This is a genomic window from Paraburkholderia sp. SSBN10T, from assembly GCF_056619545.1.
Genome location: NZ_JBWQQI010000021.1, coordinates 106,671 through 125,991, shown reverse-complemented (window position 1 = coordinate 125,991; position 19,321 = coordinate 106,671). Strand labels below are relative to the sequence as shown.

Genomic DNA, 19,321 nt, shown 5'->3' with positions numbered 1-19,321 from the left:
TCCACCAGCGAGTGAGCCAGCGAGGCCGACATGCCTGAATACCAACTGCCCAGGCGGCGCCGCATCTACCTGATGCGCCATGGCGACGTGACGTACTTCGACGCCAGCGGGCGTGCCATCGATCCGGAAACGGTGCCGCTGAACGCCAACGGCCGCGACCAGGCGAGCGCCGCCGGACATGCGTTCGCCGCCCATCAGATCCGTTTCGACCGGGTGATCGTCAGCGGCTTGCCGCGCACCATCGAAACCGCACAGCGCGTGCTGGCCGAAACCCACCAGCATATCGATCTCGAAGTCGAACCTGCTTGGCAGGAAATTCGCGGCGGCAAGCTGAGCGATATCCCGGCAACCGATATTGAAGCGGCGTTCCTCAGCGTATTCGATGGCGTCGTGCCCGAGAGCACGCGCTTTCTTGGCGGCGAAACGATCGGCGAGCTATTCGACCGCGTGCTGCCTGCGCTCGCAGCGCTGCGCGAGGACCCGACGTGGGACACCGTACTGCTGGTCCTGCATGGCGGCGTGAATCGCGCCATCCTGTCGCACGCCATCACGGCGGGCGGGCGCACCTTCTTTGGCCATCTTTCGCAGGCCACCGGCTGCATCAATGCATTGGACGTAGGCGCTGCCCCGCGCGACTGGGTGCTGCGCACGCTCAACTACTCCCCGCCATCGCCGCTGCATCGCGATGTGCGGAACACGACGATGGAAATGCTCTACGCCCAGTTCATTCAATACAAGCGCGGAGCGTAGCGAACACTCAACTGGAGGAGACAATGGGCGAAGCCACGAAGACGGGCGAACCTGAACACAAACCGGATTACTCGGCGTTCGTCGGCACGCGGCCGGTTACGGACCGGCAACGCTTCGACAGCAACGCACTCGGTGCATGGCTGGCGCGGCATGTGGACGGCTTCGCTGGACCGCTCACCGTCGAGCAGTTCGCGGGCGGCCAGTCGAACCCCACCTTCAAGCTGATCACGCCGTCGCGTACCTACGTGATGCGCGCGAAGCCCGGACCCACGGCAAAACTGCTGCCGTCCGCCCACGCGATCGAGCGCGAGTACCGCGTCATGGATGCGCTCGCCGGCACCGACGTGCCGGTCGCACAAATGCTCGCGCTGTGCGAGGACGAGAGCGTAATCGGCCGTGCGTTCTACGTGATGGAGTTCGTCGAGGGCCGCGTGCTGTGGGATCAGTCGCTGCCCGGCATGACGCCCACTGAGCGCGGCGCTATCTACGACGAGATGAATCGCGTGATCGCCGCGCTGCATAGCGTCGATGTGGCCGCACTCGGGCTCGCCGACTACGGCAAACCGGGCAACTACTTCGCGCGGCAGATCGGCCGTTGGAGCAAGCAGTATCTGGCTTCCGAAACCGAGCCGATCGACGCCATGACACGCCTGATCGAATGGCTGCCGCAGCACATGCCGGATGAGACCGGCGCGCGCGTCTCGATCGTCCACGGCGACTACCGGCTCGACAACCTGATCTTCCATCCGCATGAGCCGCGCGTGCTCGCCGTGCTCGACTGGGAGCTGTCGACGCTCGGCGACCCGCTCGCCGACTTCGCATATCACTGCATGGCGTGGCACGTCGATCCGGCGCAGTTCCGCGGCATTGCCGGGCTCGACTGGACCGCGCTCGGCATCCCGGACGAAGCGCAGTACGTGCAACGCTATTGCGCGCGCACCGGTCTCGCGATTCACGGCGACTGGAACTTCTATCTGGCCTACAACATGTTCCGGATCGCTGCGATCCTGCAAGGCATCATGAAACGCGTTGTCGACGGCACGGCGGCGAGCGCACAGGCGCTCGATGCAGGCCGGCGCGCCAGGCCCATGGCGGAACTCGCCTGGCGCTACGCACAGAAGGTGCGCTAACCGAACCCCCGTCATCCGCGAGGTCTCACATGAATTTCGACTACACCCCGAAGGTTCAGGCACTGCGCGAGAAACTGCTCGCCTTCTTCGACGAACACATTTACCCGAACGAACGGGCCTTCGCCGACGAAATCACACGCAACCGCGCGAACGGCAATGCCTGGTTGCCGACTGAACTGATCGAGCACCTGAAGCAGAAAGCGCGCGACGCCGGCCTATGGAATCTGTTCCTGCCCGACTCCGAACGCGGCGCCGGGCTGACGAACCTCGAATACGCGCCGCTGTGCGAGATCATGGGACGCGTGCCGTGGGCGCCTGAAGTGTTCAATTGCAATGCCCCCGACACCGGCAACATGGAGACCATCGAGCGCTACGGCAGCGTGGAGAACAAGCGCGAGTGGCTCGAACCGTTGCTGCAAGGCCAGATCCGTTCTGCATTCCTGATGACCGAGCCGGAAGTAGCCTCGTCCGATGCGACCAACATCCAGACGAGCATCGTGCGCGACGGCGACGACTATGTGATCAACGGCCACAAGTGGTGGTCCTCGGGCGCGGGCGATCCGCGCTGCAAGGTGTATATCGTGATGGGCAAGACGGACCCTGACGCGCCGCGCCACCAGCAGCAATCGATGATCCTCGTTCCCGCCGACGCAACCGGCATCATGGTGCATCGTCCGCTGACCGTGTTCGGTTATGACGACGCGCCGCATGGACACATGGAGATCACCCTCGAGAACGTGCGCGTGCCGGCGTCCAACATGCTGCTAGGCGAAGGACGGGGCTTCGAGATCGCGCAAGGCCGGCTCGGACCGGGCCGGATTCACCACTGCATGCGGCTGATCGGGCTTGCGGAGCGCGCGCTGGAACTGATGGCGAAGCGCTCGCTGCAACGCGTGGCGTTTGGCAAGCCGGTCGCGGCCCAAGGCGTCACGCTCGAGCGGATCGCCGAAGCGCGTTGCATGATCGAGCAGGCTCGGCTGCTGACGCTCAAGACTGCATACATGATGGACACGGTCGGCAACAAGGGCGCGCGTGGCGAGATTGCCATGATCAAGGTGGTGGCGCCGAACATGGCGTGCCAGGTGATCGACTGGGCCATGCAGGCACACGGCGCAGCCGGTCTAAGCGAAGACTTTCCGCTCGCCTACGCCTACACGTCGGCGCGCACCCTGCGCTTCGCCGACGGCCCGGACGAGGTGCATCGCAACGCCATCGCCAAACTCGAACTGGCGCGCCATATGGATGCCGGCGCGGCGGCGCGCGTGGAGACGCCGATTACGCGTTCGTGATGCGCGACGGACCGCCATGCGGCGGTCCCTTGGTGGTCCGGCGGCCGCTCTGCAGCATTACCCGATCTATGCTCTAATTTTTGCCTGCTTCGGCGCGGCCTGATGCGGCGCCGCTTCGACAAAGGAGCCACGATGATCGACGTCTATAGCTGGGCAACCCCGAACGGCCACAAGGTTCACATCATGCTCGAAGAGACGGGGCTCGCGTACACCGCGCACCCAGTCGACATCGGCGCCGGCGACCAGTTCAAGCCCGAGTTTCTCGCCATTAGCCCGAACAACAAGATTCCCGCCATCGTCGATCCGGACGGCCCGCAAGGCGCTGACGGCAAGCCGTTTTCGCTGTTCGAGTCGGGCGCAATCCTGATCTATCTGGCCGAGAAAACCGGCAAGTTCCTGCCCGTCGATCCAGCCGGACGCTACGCCACACTGCAGTGGCTGATGTTCCAGATGGGCGGCGTCGGGCCGATGCTCGGGCAGACGCATCACTTCCGCATCTATGCCCCGGAGCCAATCGAATACGCGATCAACCGCTATACGAACGAGACGCGGCGCCTGTATGGCGTGATGGACACGCAACTCGGCCAGACCCGCTACCTCGCGGGCAACGACTATACGATTGCAGATATTGCGTCGTTCCCGTGGACACGCTCGTGGAAAAACCAGGGTATCGAACTGGACGCGTTCCCGAACGTGAAACGCTGGCACGAAGAGATCGCCGCAAGGCCGGCCGTGCTGCGCGGCGTCGAAGTGCTTGCTTCGGCGCGCAAACCGCTGATGGACGAGAAAGCCAAGGAAGTGCTGTTCGGCGCGACACAGTACGCCAGGCACTGAGATTCGGCGCAAAACAACGGGCGTCATGGACGGCAAACAGGCCGTCCATGTGATCGTGTGGCCACGCTAGTACGATGCGGCTAAAAAACTGCCGCTCGTCCAGCCAGCACCAGAAGACTAGAAGTAATGCCGCGTGATGAATTCCGCCACGCACACCGGCCGCTCATTGCCCTGCCGTTCGAGCGTCACATTCCACACCACCTGCACGCCGGCCGCTTCCACATCGTCCACGCTTGCCACGGCAAAACGCGCGCGAATCTCGGAGCCGACCGGCACTGGCGCGGTAAACCGTACCCGGTTCAGACCATAGTTGACGCCCATCCGCTGCTTGAGCGTCACCGTCTTTTCCAGCAAAGCCGGAATCAACGACAAGGTCAGAAAACCGTGCGCGATCGGCCCGCCAAACGGCGATTCGCGCCGCGCCCGTTCCGGGTCGACGTGAATCCATTGATGATCGCCGGTTGCCGCGGCAAAGCCGTTTACGCTCGCCTGCTCGATGCTCTGCCATTCACTCACGAGCGGCTCGCCGCCCACCAGCGAACGCAGCGCCTGTGCATCGAGCGCGACCGCCTCGCGCTTCATGCGCTCGCCCCCGGATGGCGCAAGCCGAACAGCGCCTTCGAGCGTACGGTAATGACCGTCTCGCCGTGCTGGTTGATCCCCGCCCATTCGGTCGAGACGATGCCGCGGTCCGGCTTGCTCGACGACACGCGCTTGTCGAGAACCGCGTTGGTCATGCGAATCGTGTCGCCGACCCGCACCGGCTTGAACCAGCGGATTTCATCGATACCCGGCGAACCCATCGACGTCGAACCGGCCAGCACGTTGCGCACCAGCAGCCCCATCATCACCGAACAGGTGTGCCAGCCGCTCGCGATCAGGCCACCGAACGGCGAAGCCGCCGCCGCGGCGTCGTCAATGTGAAACGGCTGCGGATCGAACTGCTCGGCAAACCGAACGATCTCGTCATGGGTAAACGTATGCTCCCCACATTCGGCTACCGTACCCACTTCCATATCTTCGAAACTCAATCCCATCCTGATACCTCACTGATTCGGACTAGCCGCGCGATCATACTTCGGCGCTGGCAAACTCGGGCAGCGCGACAAAGCGCGCCAGATGATGGTCGACATCGCCCAGCGTGGTTTCGATAATCGCCAGACGCTTGAACAGATGGGCTGCCGCCACCTCGTTCGTCACGCCCATGCCGCCGTGCAACTGCACCGCCTGCTGACCGACGAAACGAGCCGCCTGGCCCACCCGCACCTTGGCGGCCGAGACCGCCCGGCGCCGTTCGTCGGCATCGCTGCTAGCGTAGCGCACAGTGGCCAGGTACGTCAGCGAGCGGGCCTGCTCGGCGTGAATCAGCATCTCGACCATGCGGTGCTGCAAGGCCTGAAAACGTCCGATCGGCTGACCGAATTGCTGGCGCGTCCTGGTGTATTCGACGGTGGCGTGATTCAGCGCGTCGAGCGCGCCGACAGCTTCCGCGCACAGCAACACGGTGCCGTAGTCGGCGATCTGATCGAGCGCCGCCGCGCCGGCGTGCTGGCCGCCAAGACGCCGCGCGGGCGTGCCGGCGAACGCCAATGACGCGGCCCGTTGGCCGTCGATCGTGCGGTAGTCGGTGACCTGCGTACCTGCGGCGTCTCGTGCGACGACGAACAGCGCGATCTCGCCGTTCAGACGCGCGGGCACAATCCAGTGATCCGCCTGCGCACCGTGCAACACCACCGATTTCTTGCCGCTCAGCGTGTAATGCTCGCCTTGCTGCATGGCTGCCGTGTCGACTGAGAACAGATCGTAGCGGGCATGCGGCTCGTGAAACGCCACCGCGAGCTTGATCTCGCCTTGCGCTGCGCGTTCGAGCAACGCGGCATCTTCGCTCTGCCCCGCGCCTGCCAGGCCCGCAATGCGCAATGCCTCGATACCCACCGCCGTCGCCCAGTACGGCTCAACCACCAGCGAGCGGCCCAGCTCCTGCATCACGACCAGCATGTCGACGGGGCTGCCGTTGAAGCCGCCCTGCGCTTCCGGTACCGGCAAAGCGGTCAAACCCAGTTCGGTGAAGGCCGCCCAATGCGTATCCGAAACGCCCGCGTCCGAATAGACGATCGCCTGGCGCGCTTCGAAGCCGTAGTTCTTGTCCAGATAACGGCGCAGCGCGTCCGCGAATTGCTGTTGTTCGTCGGTAAAAGTGAAGTCCATCGTTGTCTCCTGTCGATGGGAGTTAGCGCTTCAGCGCTTACTCCCATCCCATGCAAAGCTCAAAGTCCGAGAATCATCTGCGCGATGATGTTCTTTTGAATTTCGTTCGAGCCGCCGTAGATCGACGTCTTGCGGAAGTTGAAGTAGTACGCGGCCAGCGGCGCAGCGTCATCGTCGCCGGCAATGCTGTGGGCGCGTTCGCCTTCGAGGAACGGAACATCGAACGGTGCGGCCATCGGTCCAATGGCTTCGAACATCAGCTCGGTCAAGCCCTGCTGGACTTCGGTGCCCTTGATTTTCAGCATCGACGCCTCCGGTCCCGGCCCGCGCCCACCTGTCTCGCTGGCGACCACGCGCTGCACGGTTGCTTCCAGCGCCATCAGTTCGATTTCCAGGCTCGCGACCTTCGCAGCGAACACCGGGTCGTGCAGCAGCGGCTTGCCGTTCTTCTTCTGATCGAGCGCAAGACGCTTCAGGAACACGAGTTCGCGCTTCGACTGGCCGACGCGCGCAATGCCGGTGCGCTCGTGACCGAGCAGATACTTCGCATAGGTCCAGCCGCGATTTTCTTCGCCGACGAGATTCTCGAGCGGCACTTTCACGTCCTCGAAGAACACTTCATTGACTTCGTGGTCTTCGTCGAGCGTGATGATCGAGCGCACGGTGATGCCCGGTGTCTTCATGTCGATCAGCAGGAACGAGATGCCCTCCTGCTTTTTTGCGCCGCTGTCGGTGCGCACGAGGCAAAACATCATGTCGGCATGCTGGCCGAGCGTAGTCCACGTTTTTTGGCCGTTGACGACATAGTGATCGCCCACACGCTCGGCACGCGTGCGCAGCGAAGCCAGATCCGAGCCCGAACCCGGTTCGGAATAGCCTTGGCACCACCAGTCCGAGCCGTCCAGAATCCGCGGCAAATAGTGGCGCTTTTGCGCCTCGTTGCCGTATTTCATCAGCACGGGCGCTACCATCGAGACACCGAACGGCAACACGGTCGGTGCGCCGACGCGGGCGCACTCTTCGTCCCAGATGTGCCGTTGCGTGGCGTCCCAGCCCGGACCGCCGTATTCCTTGGGCCAGGCGACGACCGACCAGCCGCGCGTACCGAGCAGCTTGTGCCAGCTCGCGAAGTCTTCGCGATTCAGACGCTTGTGATTGAGTACCTTGTCGCTCAGCTCGCGAGGCAAATTCGCTTCGAGCCAGGCGCGGATGTCGGCGCGGAACGCGTCGTCAGCGGGGGAATAATCGAGATTCATGCGCAGTGTCTCCTGGCCGCGGCTGCCCCGCCGCCAGTGAGCCGCTGCGCTATTGCAACGGTTCCTTCAGAGCGGCCGGGATCGGCAACGGCATCACTTCAATGCCTTCTTCGACCAAGGCTTTCGCATCTTCCGCTGTCGTGACACCGCGAATGTTGCGAGCGGGCGCTTCGTTGTAGTGAATGCGCCGCGCTTCCTCGGCGAAGCGGTCACCCACGTTCTCGGTCTTTTCCAGTACCTCGCGGAGCGCGCGCATGACGCGCGCCTGCAACTCTTCAGCGCCCGCAGGAGCCGGCGCCGCGCTCGCGCCCGACAGGTTCAGCCGGGGCGCCGACGGCAAACGGCTCACTTCGGTCGCGCCGCAAATCGGACATTCGACGAGCTTGCGGGACAACTGCGACTCAAAGTCTTCGGCGGAGGCAAACCAGCCTTCAAACCGATGGCCGTGCGGGCACTGTAAATCGAGGACCTTCATGTGGAATCAGGGCTTGCGTATGAGTGTAGCGCAAAATGGAAATTTGTGAACGGTCGTTCGTAAATTTTGCCGGGATAACTTTGGCACGTTTTCGTGTTTGGGAACAATCGAGCGTGCGTGCGCGATTCTAACGCTTTGGACCGATGCTCGCCGACCGGCCATAAATGACAACGGCAGCCGTGAGAGCTGCCGCGGTTTCCTGCGTGCCGGTTTGAGCCGGCGGGCTGGCCTCGATGACCCTGGGCCGGGTCGCCGCCAATCAGTTAGGCACAGGCTCAGCGGCCGGCCATGCGCCCGACAGGACTTTCTCCAGCCAGAACGTGCCGATAATCGTCTTCACGTCGGTGATCTTGCCGGTGCGCACCCATTCGGAAACCTCGGGCACAGTCGCCGTGAACAGTTCGAGAAACTCGCCATCGTCGAGCTTGCGCTCGCCGGCGGTCAGCCCGCGTGCGAGGTAGATGTCGATAAATTCGGTCGAATACGAAATGATCGGGTGGATGCGCGTCACAAAGACGTACTCGCGCGCCGTATAACCGGTCTCTTCGCGCAACTCGCGCTTTGCGCAAGCGAGCGCGCCTTCATTCGGATCGAGCTTGCCGGCCGGATACTCGTACATCACCTTGCCGATCGGATAGCGGTACTGGCACTCCAGCAGCACGCGGCCGTCGTCGAACAGCGGGATCACCATCACGGCGCCCGGGTGTTTGACGTACTCGCGTGTCGCGCTCTTGCCGTCCGGCAAGCGGACGGTATCGCACTTGAGGGTCAGGAACGGGCCCTGATGGAGCGTCTTGCTCTCAAGGCAGGTCTCGGTAAGCGCAGCGTCGTGATCGGGAAGTTCAGCCATGTGCAACCTCAGGACAGCGTGGTGCGCGACGGCCTGAGCCGTCAGCGTCGTTTGACGAGATACTGGAAAGTGAAACCGGGAAACGCAAACACCAGAAACAGGCTGAAGGTGATCGCGTAGAACTGCCAGCCCTGCTCGAAGCGGTTACCCGCGCGAGCTTCGAGCATGAAGCCGAATGCGCCCACCACGAAGTACAGCGCGATCAGCTCGGCAATCCGCAGCCACGCGCTCTTCTTCGCCGTCTTGAGCGGCACGACGGCGAAGAGACGTTGATTCAGGAACGGCAGGTTGGCGCCCGCGAGCGCCAACAACACAATAAACCAGCCAGCAGCGGACATCAGAGCGTCAGCGTATGGGTGATCGCTTGCAGGCAAATCTTCAGCAACGGATCCGGCACGATGCCGAGCACCAGTACGGCGAGGCCGTTCAGCGCGAGCAAGGCACGGTTGCAGGCATCGGCCTGGATCGGCGCGGTGTCGAGCGGGTCGTCGAAGTACATGAGCTTGACGATCCGCAGGTAGTAGAACGCGCCGAACAGCGAGGTGATCACGGCCAGCACGGCCAGCCACGTGAGACCGGCGTTCATCGTCGCTTGCAGCACGGCCAGCTTCGCGTAGAAGCCGACTGCCGGCGGAATACCCGCGAGCGAGAACATCATGATCATCATCACGAACGCAAACACCGGGCTGCGCTGATTCAGGCCCTTGAAGTCGTCGAGCGTCTCGGCTTCGAAGTCGCGTCGTGCCAGCAGCATGACGATGCCGAAGGTGCCGAGCGTCGTCACGAGGTAGACGATGCTGTAGAACATCGCCGACCCGTACGCGCTTGCGGCGCCGGCGGTCTTGCCGTCGACCACGCCGGCCAGCAGGCCGAGCAGGACGAAGCCCATGTTGGAGATCGCCGAGTAAGCGAGCATCCGCTTGACGTTACGCTGCACGATACCGGTGATGTTGCCGACGATCAGCGACAGCGCCGCGAGGATCACCAGCATTTCCTGCCAGTCGACTGCCAGCGGCAACAGACCCATCACGAGGAAGCGCAGGCCCCACGCGAAGGCCGCGACCTTCGGGCCGCCGCCGGTCAGCAGCGTCATGGCGGTCGGTGCGCCCTGGTACACGTCAGGCACCCACATGTGGAACGGCACCGCGCCCATCTTGAACGCCACGCCGGCCACGATGAAGATCACGCCGAACAGCAGGACCACGTCGTTGATACGGCCCGATGCGACCGCCTTGAACACTTCGTTGATGTCCAGCGAACCCGTTGCGCCGTAGAGCATCGAGATGCCGTACAGCAGAAAACCGGAAGCCAGCGCACCGAGCACGTAGTACTTCATGGCCGCCTCGTTCGACTGTGCGACCTCGCGACGCAGTGCGATCACGGCGTACAGCGACAGCGACATCAGTTCCAGACCGAGGTACAGCGTCAGGAAGTTGTTGCCCGAGATCATCACCAGTTGGCCGAGCAGCGAGAACATCCCCAGCAGGAAGAAGTCGCCGCGGTACAGCTCGCGGTCTTCGAGGTACTTGCGCGAGTAGACGATCGACACCGTATAACCGAGCGATACCACCGCCTTCATCGTGCTGGCGAAGGCGTCCACCACGTACATATGCCCGAAGAAGTAATGCACTTGCGGGTCGAAGGCGTTCACGCCGAACCAGACGCCGGCAATCAGCGTCGAGAACAGGGCGATGAAATACGTGGTGCGTCGGGCCGCCTGGCCGAAAAACGTGTCGTTGAGCCACGCGATAACTACGGCGAGCATCAACAGGCCGTCGGGCAACAGGGCAGTCATAGGTGCGTTTTGCATGGTGTTTAAATTCCTCCGCTCTGCGTTACTGAGGCAACGGCAGTTTCGACTGCGCAACGTGGGAGAGGAGGTTTTCCACGGATACGTGCATCACATCGGTAAAGGGCTTCGGATACAGGCCCATGAACAGCGTCAATGCGGCCAGCACGATCAGCATGAAGAACTCGCGATTGTCGATATCGAGCAGTTTCTTCACGTGGTCGTTTGCCACCGCGCCAAAATACACGCGCTTGTACATCCACAGCGTGTAGGCCGCGCCAAGAACCAGCGTGACCGCGGCGCCGCCTGCAATCCAGAAGTTGTACTGGACCGCAGCCAGAATCACCATAAATTCGCCGACGAACCCGGAGGTCCCCGGCAGGCCGCAGTTGGCCATCGCAAACAACATCACCAGCGCCGCGAACTTCGGCATCGTGTTGACGACGCCGCCGTAATCGGCGATCTGGCGCGAGTGCATCCGGTCATACAGCACACCGATACACAGGAACATCGCGCCTGAGACGAAACCGTGCGAGATCATCTGCACGATCGCGCCTTCCGCGCCGAGCTGGTTGAAGATGAAGAAGCCGAGCGTGACGAAGCCCATGTGCGCAATCGACGAATACGCGACCAGCTTCTTCATGTCGGCCTGCACCATCGCGACCAGACCAATGTAAATAACCGCAATCAGCGACAGTGTGATGACGACCGGCGCCAGGAAGTGGCTCGCGTCCGGTGTGATCGGCAGCGAAAAGCGCAGGAAACCGTAAGCACCGAGCTTCAGCATGATCGCCGCCAGCACCACCGAGCCGCCGGTCGGCGCCTCGACGTGGGCGTCAGGCAACCAGGTGTGGACCGGCCACATCGGCACCTTCACCGCAAAGGCGAGGAAGAACGCTATGAAAAGCAGAACCTGCGGCGTCATGGCGATCTTCGTGGTCTGCCAGGTCGCCAGATCGAAAGTACCCGTCTGCGTGTACAGATACAGCAGCGCAACCAGCATCAGCAGCGAGCCCATCAGCGTGTACAGGAAGAACTTGAACGCCGCGTACACGCGGTTCGGGCCGCCCCATACGCCGATGATGATGTACATCGGAATCAGCGTCGCTTCGAAGAACACGTAAAACAGCATCCCGTCCGCTGCGCAGAACACGCCGACCATGATGCCGGAGAGGATCAGGAAAGAGGCGAAATACTGGGCCACGTTCTTCGTAATGACCTGCCAGCCGGCAATCACCACGATCACCGTGATCAACGCGGTCAACACCACAAACCACATCGAGATGCCATCCACCCCGAGGTGGTAGGTAATGTTGAAGCGGTCGATCCAACGCACATTCTCGACGAACTGCAGATCCGCCGTGCTCGAATCGAAGCTGGTGAACAGCGGAATCGTGACGATGAAGCTGAGAACCGAACCCACCAGTGCCAGCCAGCGCGCCGGGCCAGGATTCTTGTCAGAACCGATAGCAAGAACCAGCAGGCCGAACAGAATCGGCAACCAGATGGCAATACTTAAAATCGGATACGTGTGCATTGTGTGGTGTCCCCTCGCCTTCTCTTATTTGCCGCCAAGCGTTACAAACAGGGTCAGGAGCCCCAGCATGCCAATGATCATGGCAAACGCGTAGTGGTAGATGTAGCCCGACTGGAGGAAGCGGATCACCCCGGCAAACCAGCCGATAAAGCGCGCGCTGCCGTTGACGATACCGTCGATGACCACCACGTCGCCCTCTTTCCAAAGGCCCCGGCCGATTGCCACCGCGCCGCGCGCGAACACGACTTCGTTGATCTTGTCGAAGTAGTACTTGTTGTCGAGCAGCGTATAGATCGGGCCAAAGGCACGGCGGACAACCGCCGGCAGATCCGGACGCTGCAGATACAGGAACCACGAGACCACGATGCCGGCGAGCGCCAGCCAGACCGGCAGGCCCGACACCGAGTGCAGGCCCATCAGCGCCCAGCCCTGGAATTCTTCGGCCATCTCGGATACCGCCGGGTGGTTCGCGCCGATATAGATCACCTTGTCGAACACCACGCCGTGCGCGAAGAAGTCGCCGAACAGCAGCGGCCCGACCGCGATCGCACCGATGATGACCGACGGAATCGCCAGCAGCACCAGCGGCACCCACACCACCCACGGGCTTTCGTGCGGCTCGTGTGCATGGCCGTGATCGTCGTGGTCGTGACCGTGGTCGTCGTGACCGTGCGCGGCGTGAGCGGCGGCTTCGATCGCCATCGGCGATTCCGGATGCTTCGGCTTGCGGAAACGCTCCTCACCGTGGAACACCAGGAAGTACATACGGAACGAGTACAGCGCCGTGACGAACACGCTCGCCACCACCGCGAAGTACGCGAAGCCCGAACCCGGCAGATGCGACAGCTTCACTGCGTCGATGATCGAGTCTTTCGAGTAGAAGCCCGAGAAGAACGGCGTACCGATCAGCGCCAGCGAACCGATCAGCGACGTGATCCACGTGATCGGCATGTACTTGCGCAGGCCGCCCATGTTGCGCATGTCCTGATCGTGGTGCATGCCGATGATCACCGAACCCGCGCCGAGGAACAGTAGCGCCTTGAAGAACGCGTGCGTCATCAGGTGGAACATGGCGACCGGGTAAGCCGAAACGCCGAGTGCCACGGTCATGTAACCGAGCTGCGATAGCGTGGAATACGCCACCACCCGCTTGATGTCATTCTGGACAATCCCAAGGAAGCCCATGAACAGTGCGGTAATCGCACCGATGATCGTGACGAACGACAGCGCCGTATCCGACAGTTCGAACAGCGGCGACATGCGCGTGACCATGAAGATACCGGCCGTCACCATGGTTGCCGCGTGAATCAGTGCGGAGATCGGCGTCGGGCCTTCCATCGAATCGGGCAGCCAGACATGCAGCGGGAACTGCGCCGACTTACCCATCGCGCCGATGAACAGGCAAATACAGGCCACCGTCAGCAAGCCCCAGCTCGTGCCCGGGAAATTCATCGCAGCGAGTTCGTGGCTCTTGGCGAACACGTCGCCGTAGTTCAGCGAGCCGGCAAACGCCAGCAGGAGGCCGATACCGAGCAGGAAGCCGAAGTCGCCCACGCGGTTGACGATGAACGCTTTCATGTTCGCGTAGATCGCGCTTTCGCGGGTGAAGTAGAAGCCGATCAGCAGGTACGACACCAGGCCCACCGCTTCCCAGCCGAAGAACAACTGCAGCAGGTTGTTGCTCATCACGAGCATCAGCATCGAGAACGTGAACAGCGCGATGTACGAGAAGAAGCGCTGGTAACCGTCGTCGTCGGCCATGTAGCCGATCGTGTAGATGTGCACCATCAGCGACACGAAGGTCACCACGCACATCATCAGCGCCGTGAGCGAATCGACGAGGAAGCCGATTTCGAACTTCAACTTGCCGACCGACATCCACTCGTAGATCGTCGCGTTGAAGCTCGCGCCGTTCATCACGTCGAAGAAGACGATGGCCGAAAGAATGAACGAGATCGCGACGCCGAGAATCGTGACCGTGTGGGCTCCTGCGCGCCCTACCGCCTTGCCGAACAGCCCGGCAATCACGGAGCCGGCCAGCGGTGCAAGCGGTACCGCCAGCAACAGGTTTTCATTGAGTGTCGTTGACATAACAGTCTTGCCTCGAGATTAACCTTTGAGCTGATCGAGATCCTCGACATTGATCGTGTCGAGGCTACGGAACAGGGTCACCAGAATCGCCAGGCCGATTGCCGCTTCCGCTGCTGCAACCGTCAGCACGAAGAAGACGAAGATCTGGCCATGCACGTCGCCGAGGTAATGCGAAAACGCGACGAAATTGGTGTTCACCGCCAGCAGCATCAGCTCGATCGCCATCAGGATAATGATGACGTTGCGGCGGTTCAGGAAGATGCCCACAACGCTGATCGAAAACAGGATCGCGCCGAGCACAAGGTAATGAGCAAGGGTCAACATAATTTTTCTCCTGTCTCCTCTCAGCTATTTTTAGCCGTTGCGGCCGCTGCCGTTGCAGCTGCTGCGGCTTCTGCTGCAGCCGCCGCCTCTTCCGCCGCGATAGTAGCCGCGGTCTTTTCCGAAGGCATCTTCACCACACGCACGCGGTCTTGCGCGCGCACCTTGACCTGATCGCTCACGCGCTGGCGCTTGCTGTCCTTCGCGTGGCGCGTGGTCAGCGCAATGGCGGCGATGATCGCCACCAGCAGCACCAGACCCGCGACTTCGAACGCGAAGATGTAGTCGGTGTAGATCACTTTACCGATCAGGCGCGTATTCGACCAGCCCGCCATCGCGCTGCCGGCCGCAACCGTCGTGTCACGCAGCGGCGTGATCGTCGCGCCGTAGCCGTGCCAGAGGATCAGCGCGGTTTCGATCACGATGATCCCGCCCACTACCGTGGCCACCGGCACGAAGCGTTTGAAGTCGCGTCGCAGCACGTCGATGTTGATGTCCAGCATCATCACCACGAACAGGAACAGCACCATCACCGCGCCCACATACACCAGCACCAGCAGGATCGCGAGGAACTCCGCCTGCAGCAGCATCCAGATCGCCGCCGCGTTGAAGAACGCGAGCACCAGGAACAGCGCGGAGGCCACCGGGTTGCGCGAGGTGATCACCTTCAGCCCGGACACCACCAGGAGCAGAGCGAAGATGTAGAACAGTACGGTCGTGAATTCCATGATTACCGGTTCATCGTTAGGCCATCGTCAGGCATTGTTCTTTGGCGCAAACGCGCCACGCTACAGCGGTCAAGCAGCAGCCTACGGCCTGACTGCAGGCCGGTACAACCTAAAACGTCAAACTAAAGCGTATTCAACGGTACGGTGCATCGGCTGCCTTGTTCGCGGCGATCTCCGCTTCGTAGCGGTCGCCCACGGCCAGCAGCATGTCCTTCGTGAAATACAGATCGCCGCGCTTCTCGCCGTGATACTCGAGAATATGCGTCTCCACGATCGAGTCGACCGGGCAGCTTTCTTCGCAGAAACCGCAGAAGATGCACTTGGTCAGGTCGATGTCGTAACGCGTCGTGCGACGAGTGTTGTCTGCGCGCGTTTCCGATTCGATCGTAATGGCGAGTGCCGGGCACACCGCTTCGCACAGCTTGCAGGCGATACAGCGCTCCTCGCCGTTTTCATAGCGGCGCAGCGCGTGCAGCCCGCGAAAACGTGGCGAAATCGGCGTCTTCTCCTCGGGGAACTGCACCGTCACCTTGCGCTGGAACGTATAACGTCCGGTCAGCGCGAGGCCCTTGAGCAGCTCCGTCAGGAAGAAGGTCTTGAAAAAGTTTTGGATTGCGGTCATGAGTTCGTCCGCCCTTTATTTCCAGATATTCAACGGCGACATGATCCAGAAGCCGACCACCACCAGCCACACCACGCAGACCGGAATGAAGACCTTCCAGCCCAGACGCATGATCTGGTCGTAGCGGTAGCGTGGGAACGTGGCACGCGCCCAGATGAATACCGACAGCAGCAAGAACACTTTCAGCACCAGCCAGAAAATGCCCGGAATGAACGACAGGAAGCCGAACGGCGCACTCCAGCCGCCAAGGAACAGCGTTGATGCGAGCGCCGAGATGACGATCATGTTGATGTACTCGGCGAGGAAGAACAGCGCGAACGCCATCCCCGAGTAATCGATCATGTGACCCGCGACGATTTCCGACTCCCCTTCCACCACGTCGAACGGGTGGCGGTTCGTTTCGGCGATGCCCGAGATGAAGTAGACGACGAACATCGGCAGCAGCGGCAGCCAGTTCCACGAGAGGAAGTTCAGGCCGTAGCTGGCGAAAATGCCGCGCTCTTGCGACGTCACGATGTCCGACAGATTCAGGCTGCCCGAGGTCATCAGCACGACGACGAGCGCGAAGCCCATCGAGATTTCGTACGACACCATCTGCGCCGCGGCGCGCATGGCGCCGAGGAACGCGTACTTCGAGTTCGACGCCCAGCCGGCGAGAATCACGCCGTACACGCCGATCGACGAAATCGCGATCGCGTACAGCAGGCCCGCGTTGATGTCGCCGAGCACCGCGCCCGCCTGGAACGGAATCACCGCCCAGACCGCGAAGGCCGGCACCACCACCATGATCGGCGCAATCAGGTAGATCCAGCGGCTCGCCTGGGCCGGCTGAATCACTTCTTTCAGCAACAGTTTCAGCACGTCGGCAATCGGCTGCAGCAGACCTGCAGGGCCGACGCGGTTCGGCCCGAGACGCACATGCATCCAGCCGATCAGCTTACGTTCCCAAAGAATCAGGTAGGCCACGCACAGCAGGATCACGACGGCCACCACCAGGATGCGCACCAGCGCCCACACCGTGGGCCATGCCACACCGAGAAGTTGAGTGCCGCCCGAGTTGATCGATTCGAACATTTACGCCTTCTCCACCAGCAGTTCACCGAACAGGCTGCCCAGCGCTGCACCGGCAGGCGTGGCTGCCGATACGCGGACGACCGTCTCCGCAAGATTTGCATCGCGCACGGCCGGCAACTGGACCGAGTGCTCGCCCTGGCGCACGCGCACCGCGTCGCCGTCTTTCAGACCCAGCTTGTCGAACAGTGCAGCCGGCAGGCCGACCGTGTTCGCGGCGCGTGCGGCCGCCGTCAGATGCAGCGATTCCGCGCGACGCACCAGCGGGTCGGCGTGGTAGATCGGCACATCGGCGATACGCTCGAACGCGCCTTCGGCGGCCTTCGGCGCCGTACCGCGTGCGAACGCCACAGCCGTCTTGTTCGACAGGCGCGCACCCAGATCGCCGTCGCCCAGTGCCGCCGCGCGCACTTCTTCCGCGGTATCGAATTCGAAACCCGGTACGCCGAGCAGGCTGCCGAGTACGCGCAGCACCTTCCATGCCGGACGCGTATCGCCGAGCGGGCGCACCACACCGTTGAAAGTCTGCACCGTGCCTTCCGCACTGACGAAGGTGCCGGCCGTTTCCGTGAACGGTGCGATCGGCAGCAGCACGTCGGCGTATTCCGCACCGGTCTGGAACGGCGACAGCACCACGACCATTTCAGCCTGGTTCAGCGCGGCCAAGGCTTGCGTCGGATTGGCCGTGTCGAACTCCGGTTCGACGTTGAGCAGCACATAACCCTTGCGCGGCTGTTCGAACACTTCGCGAGCGTTCAAGCCACCCTCGGCCGGCAGCGCGCCGACGAGGTGTGCCCCCACCGTATTCGCGGCTTCCGTGAGGAAGCCGAGCGTTGCGCCGGTGGTGTCGGCAATCCATTGAGCCGCTGCATGAATACGGGCGAAGTCCGGATGACGAACCGCGCCGTTGCCGAGCAGTACGAGGCGCAGTTCGCCCGCTGCGAGCGACGCTGCGACCTGCTTGTGCGCGTCATTCGCCTGCGTGCCTGCGAAGGCTTCCGGCAAAGCTGCGCCGCGCGCTTCTGCGACCGCAGCCGCGATGCCGGCGATCTGTTCGAGCCATGCGGACGGCGCAGCGACCAGGCGCTGTGCTTGCGGGATCAGCGCGTCATCGTTGCTGGCTTGCACGAGGGTCAGCTCGGCGCCGTTCTTGGCAGCCTGACGCAGACGTGCAGCGAACAGCGGATGATCGCGGCGCAGATCCGAACCGACGATGAGCGCCGCGTCGACGTTCGACAGGTCGGCGATCTTCGTGCCGAGCCACGGCGCGCCATTCAGCGGCGCCGAGAAATCCGCCTGGCGCAGGCGGAAGTCGACGTTAGGCGTGCCGACCGCTTGCGCGAGTTGCTTGACGAGGAACAGTTCCTCGACCGTGCTGTGCGGGCTGGCAAGTGCGGCCAGCGCTTCTGCGCCGTGGTCGCCCTTGATACCCTTCAGGCCCTTGACGACGTAGTCGAGCGCGGTTTGCCAGTCGGTTTCGACCCACTTGCCGCCTTGCTTCAACATAGGCTGCGTGAGGCGTTCCGGGCTGTTCAGGCCTTCATACGAGAAACGGTCCTTGTCCGAGATCCAGCATTCGTTGATCGCTTCGTTCTCGAACGGCAGCACGCGCATCACGCGGTTGTTCTTGACCTGCACGACGAGATTCGCGCCGACCGAATCGTGCGGGCTCACCGACTTGCGGCGCGACAGTTCCCACGTCCGGGCGCTATAGCGGAACGGCTTGCTGGTCAGCGCGCCGACCGGGCACAGGTCGATCATGTTGCCCGACAGTTCGGAGTCGACCGTCTTGCCGACGAACGAGGTGATTTCCGAATGTTCGCCGCGACCCAGCATGCCCAGTTCCATCACGCCGGCCACTTCCTGGCCGAAGCGGACGCAACGCGTGCAGTGAATGCAGCGCGTCATTTCTTCCATCGAGATCAGCGGGCCGACGTTCTTGTGGAACACCACGCGCTTTTCTTCGCTGTAGCGCGAAGACGACTTGCCGTAGCCCACCGCCAGATCCTGCAACTGGCATTCGCCGCCCTGGTCGCAGATCGGGCAATCGAGCGGGTGGTTGATCAGCAGGAATTCCATCACGGCTTGCTGACCCTGCACGGCCTTCTCGGACTTGGTGCGCACGATCATGCCCGCCGACACCGGCGTGGCGCATGCAGGCACGGCCTTCGGCATCTTTTCGACATCGACCAGGCACATCCGGCAGTTGGCCGCAATCGACAGCTTCTTGTGATAGCAGAAGTGAGGAATGTACGTGTCGACCTTATGCGCAGCCTGGATCACCATGCTGCCTTCAGGCACCTCTACTTTCTTGCCGTCTATTTCAAGTTCAACCATGATGGTCAATCTTCCTTAACCTGTTACCGCTCA

At 62.3% G+C, this 19,321-nt stretch carries 19 protein-coding genes; 4 read left to right on the top strand and 15 right to left on the bottom strand.

Going from position 1 to position 19,321, the window contains the following annotated elements:
* The first annotated feature begins 30 nt into the window (after positions 1 to 30).
* The 4 genes from AC1ECK_RS27940 (at position 31) to AC1ECK_RS27925 (ending at position 4,003) form a co-directional block, all read left to right on the top strand.
* Positions 31 to 750, top strand: coding sequence for a histidine phosphatase family protein (locus AC1ECK_RS27940; protein ID WP_480324953.1), 720 nt, complete (start codon positions 31 to 33; stop codon positions 748 to 750).
* Positions 751 to 773: 23 nt separating this feature from the next.
* On the top strand, positions 774 to 1,880 hold the full coding sequence (locus tag AC1ECK_RS27935; RefSeq protein WP_480324951.1) for a phosphotransferase: 1,107 nt from the start codon (positions 774 to 776) through the stop codon (positions 1,878 to 1,880).
* Positions 1,881 to 1,909: 29 nt separating this feature from the next.
* Entirely contained in the window at positions 1,910 to 3,169 is a 1,260-nt protein-coding gene (locus AC1ECK_RS27930) for an acyl-CoA dehydrogenase family protein (RefSeq protein ID WP_480324949.1), read from the top strand.
* Positions 3,170 to 3,301: 132 nt separating this feature from the next.
* Positions 3,302 to 4,003 (top strand): glutathione binding-like protein, encoded by a 702-nt coding sequence (locus AC1ECK_RS27925; protein WP_480324947.1) that lies wholly within the window; start codon positions 3,302 to 3,304, stop codon positions 4,001 to 4,003.
* Between the two features lie 117 nt (positions 4,004 to 4,120).
* On the opposite strand, the gene AC1ECK_RS27920 is transcribed toward AC1ECK_RS27925, so the two are convergent.
* The 15 genes from AC1ECK_RS27920 to nuoG form a co-directional block, all read right to left on the bottom strand.
* Complete coding sequence (locus AC1ECK_RS27920; protein WP_480324945.1) at positions 4,121 to 4,585, bottom strand: MaoC family dehydratase; 465 nt, start codon at positions 4,583 to 4,585, stop codon at positions 4,121 to 4,123.
* Complete coding sequence (locus AC1ECK_RS27915; RefSeq protein WP_480324944.1) at positions 4,582 to 5,040, bottom strand: MaoC family dehydratase; 459 nt, start codon at positions 5,038 to 5,040, stop codon at positions 4,582 to 4,584. Before AC1ECK_RS27915 ends, AC1ECK_RS27920 begins: the two co-directional genes overlap by 4 nt.
* A gap of 34 nt (positions 5,041 to 5,074) precedes the next feature.
* A complete protein-coding gene (locus AC1ECK_RS27910; protein ID WP_480324942.1) occupies positions 5,075 to 6,211 on the bottom strand; it encodes an acyl-CoA dehydrogenase family protein in 1,137 nt (378 codons plus the stop codon).
* Positions 6,212 to 6,270: 59 nt separating this feature from the next.
* Positions 6,271 to 7,467 carry an acyl-CoA dehydrogenase family protein gene (locus tag AC1ECK_RS27905; protein WP_480324940.1) on the bottom strand — a complete coding sequence of 399 codons (1,197 nt, stop codon included), beginning with the start codon at positions 7,465 to 7,467 and terminating at the stop codon, positions 6,271 to 6,273.
* Between the two features lie 49 nt (positions 7,468 to 7,516).
* Positions 7,517 to 7,942 carry a DUF1178 family protein gene (locus AC1ECK_RS27900; RefSeq protein WP_480324938.1) on the bottom strand — a complete coding sequence of 142 codons (426 nt, stop codon included), beginning with the start codon at positions 7,940 to 7,942 and terminating at the stop codon, positions 7,517 to 7,519.
* Positions 7,943 to 8,201: 259 nt separating this feature from the next.
* Complete coding sequence (locus AC1ECK_RS27895; protein ID WP_480324936.1) at positions 8,202 to 8,792, bottom strand: NUDIX domain-containing protein; 591 nt, start codon at positions 8,790 to 8,792, stop codon at positions 8,202 to 8,204.
* A 41-nt stretch (positions 8,793 to 8,833) separates the two neighbouring features.
* A complete protein-coding gene (locus AC1ECK_RS27890; RefSeq protein ID WP_480324934.1) occupies positions 8,834 to 9,130 on the bottom strand; it encodes a DUF2818 family protein in 297 nt (98 codons plus the stop codon).
* The gene (gene nuoN, locus AC1ECK_RS27885) at positions 9,130 to 10,602 is read right to left on the bottom strand and encodes an NADH-quinone oxidoreductase subunit NuoN (RefSeq protein WP_480324932.1); all 1,473 of its coding nucleotides are present in this window, start codon (positions 10,600 to 10,602) and stop codon (positions 9,130 to 9,132) included. The genes AC1ECK_RS27890 and nuoN overlap by 1 nt, the downstream gene beginning before the upstream one ends.
* Positions 10,603 to 10,627: 25 nt before the next feature.
* Complete coding sequence (locus AC1ECK_RS27880) at positions 10,628 to 12,118, bottom strand: NADH-quinone oxidoreductase subunit M (protein ID WP_480324930.1); 1,491 nt, start codon at positions 12,116 to 12,118, stop codon at positions 10,628 to 10,630.
* 24 nt (positions 12,119 to 12,142) lie between these two features.
* On the bottom strand, positions 12,143 to 14,209 hold the full coding sequence (gene nuoL / locus AC1ECK_RS27875; RefSeq protein ID WP_480324928.1) for an NADH-quinone oxidoreductase subunit L: 2,067 nt from the start codon (positions 14,207 to 14,209) through the stop codon (positions 12,143 to 12,145).
* Positions 14,210 to 14,227: 18 nt separating this feature from the next.
* Positions 14,228 to 14,533, bottom strand: coding sequence for an NADH-quinone oxidoreductase subunit NuoK (nuoK, locus tag AC1ECK_RS27870; RefSeq protein WP_090687962.1), 306 nt, complete (start codon positions 14,531 to 14,533; stop codon positions 14,228 to 14,230).
* Between the two features lie 20 nt (positions 14,534 to 14,553).
* The gene (locus AC1ECK_RS27865; protein WP_480324926.1) at positions 14,554 to 15,258 is read right to left on the bottom strand and encodes an NADH-quinone oxidoreductase subunit J; all 705 of its coding nucleotides are present in this window, start codon (positions 15,256 to 15,258) and stop codon (positions 14,554 to 14,556) included.
* 133 nt (positions 15,259 to 15,391) lie between these two features.
* Positions 15,392 to 15,880, bottom strand: a complete 489-nt coding sequence (gene nuoI, locus AC1ECK_RS27860) for an NADH-quinone oxidoreductase subunit NuoI (protein ID WP_012432383.1) — start codon at positions 15,878 to 15,880, stop codon at positions 15,392 to 15,394.
* A 15-nt stretch (positions 15,881 to 15,895) separates the two neighbouring features.
* Positions 15,896 to 16,954, bottom strand: a complete 1,059-nt coding sequence (gene nuoH / locus AC1ECK_RS27855; RefSeq protein ID WP_480324924.1) for an NADH-quinone oxidoreductase subunit NuoH — start codon at positions 16,952 to 16,954, stop codon at positions 15,896 to 15,898.
* Positions 16,955 to 19,288 (bottom strand): NADH-quinone oxidoreductase subunit NuoG, encoded by a 2,334-nt coding sequence (gene nuoG, locus AC1ECK_RS27850; protein WP_480324922.1) that lies wholly within the window; start codon positions 19,286 to 19,288, stop codon positions 16,955 to 16,957.
* Between the last annotated feature and the right edge of the window lie 33 nt (positions 19,289 to 19,321).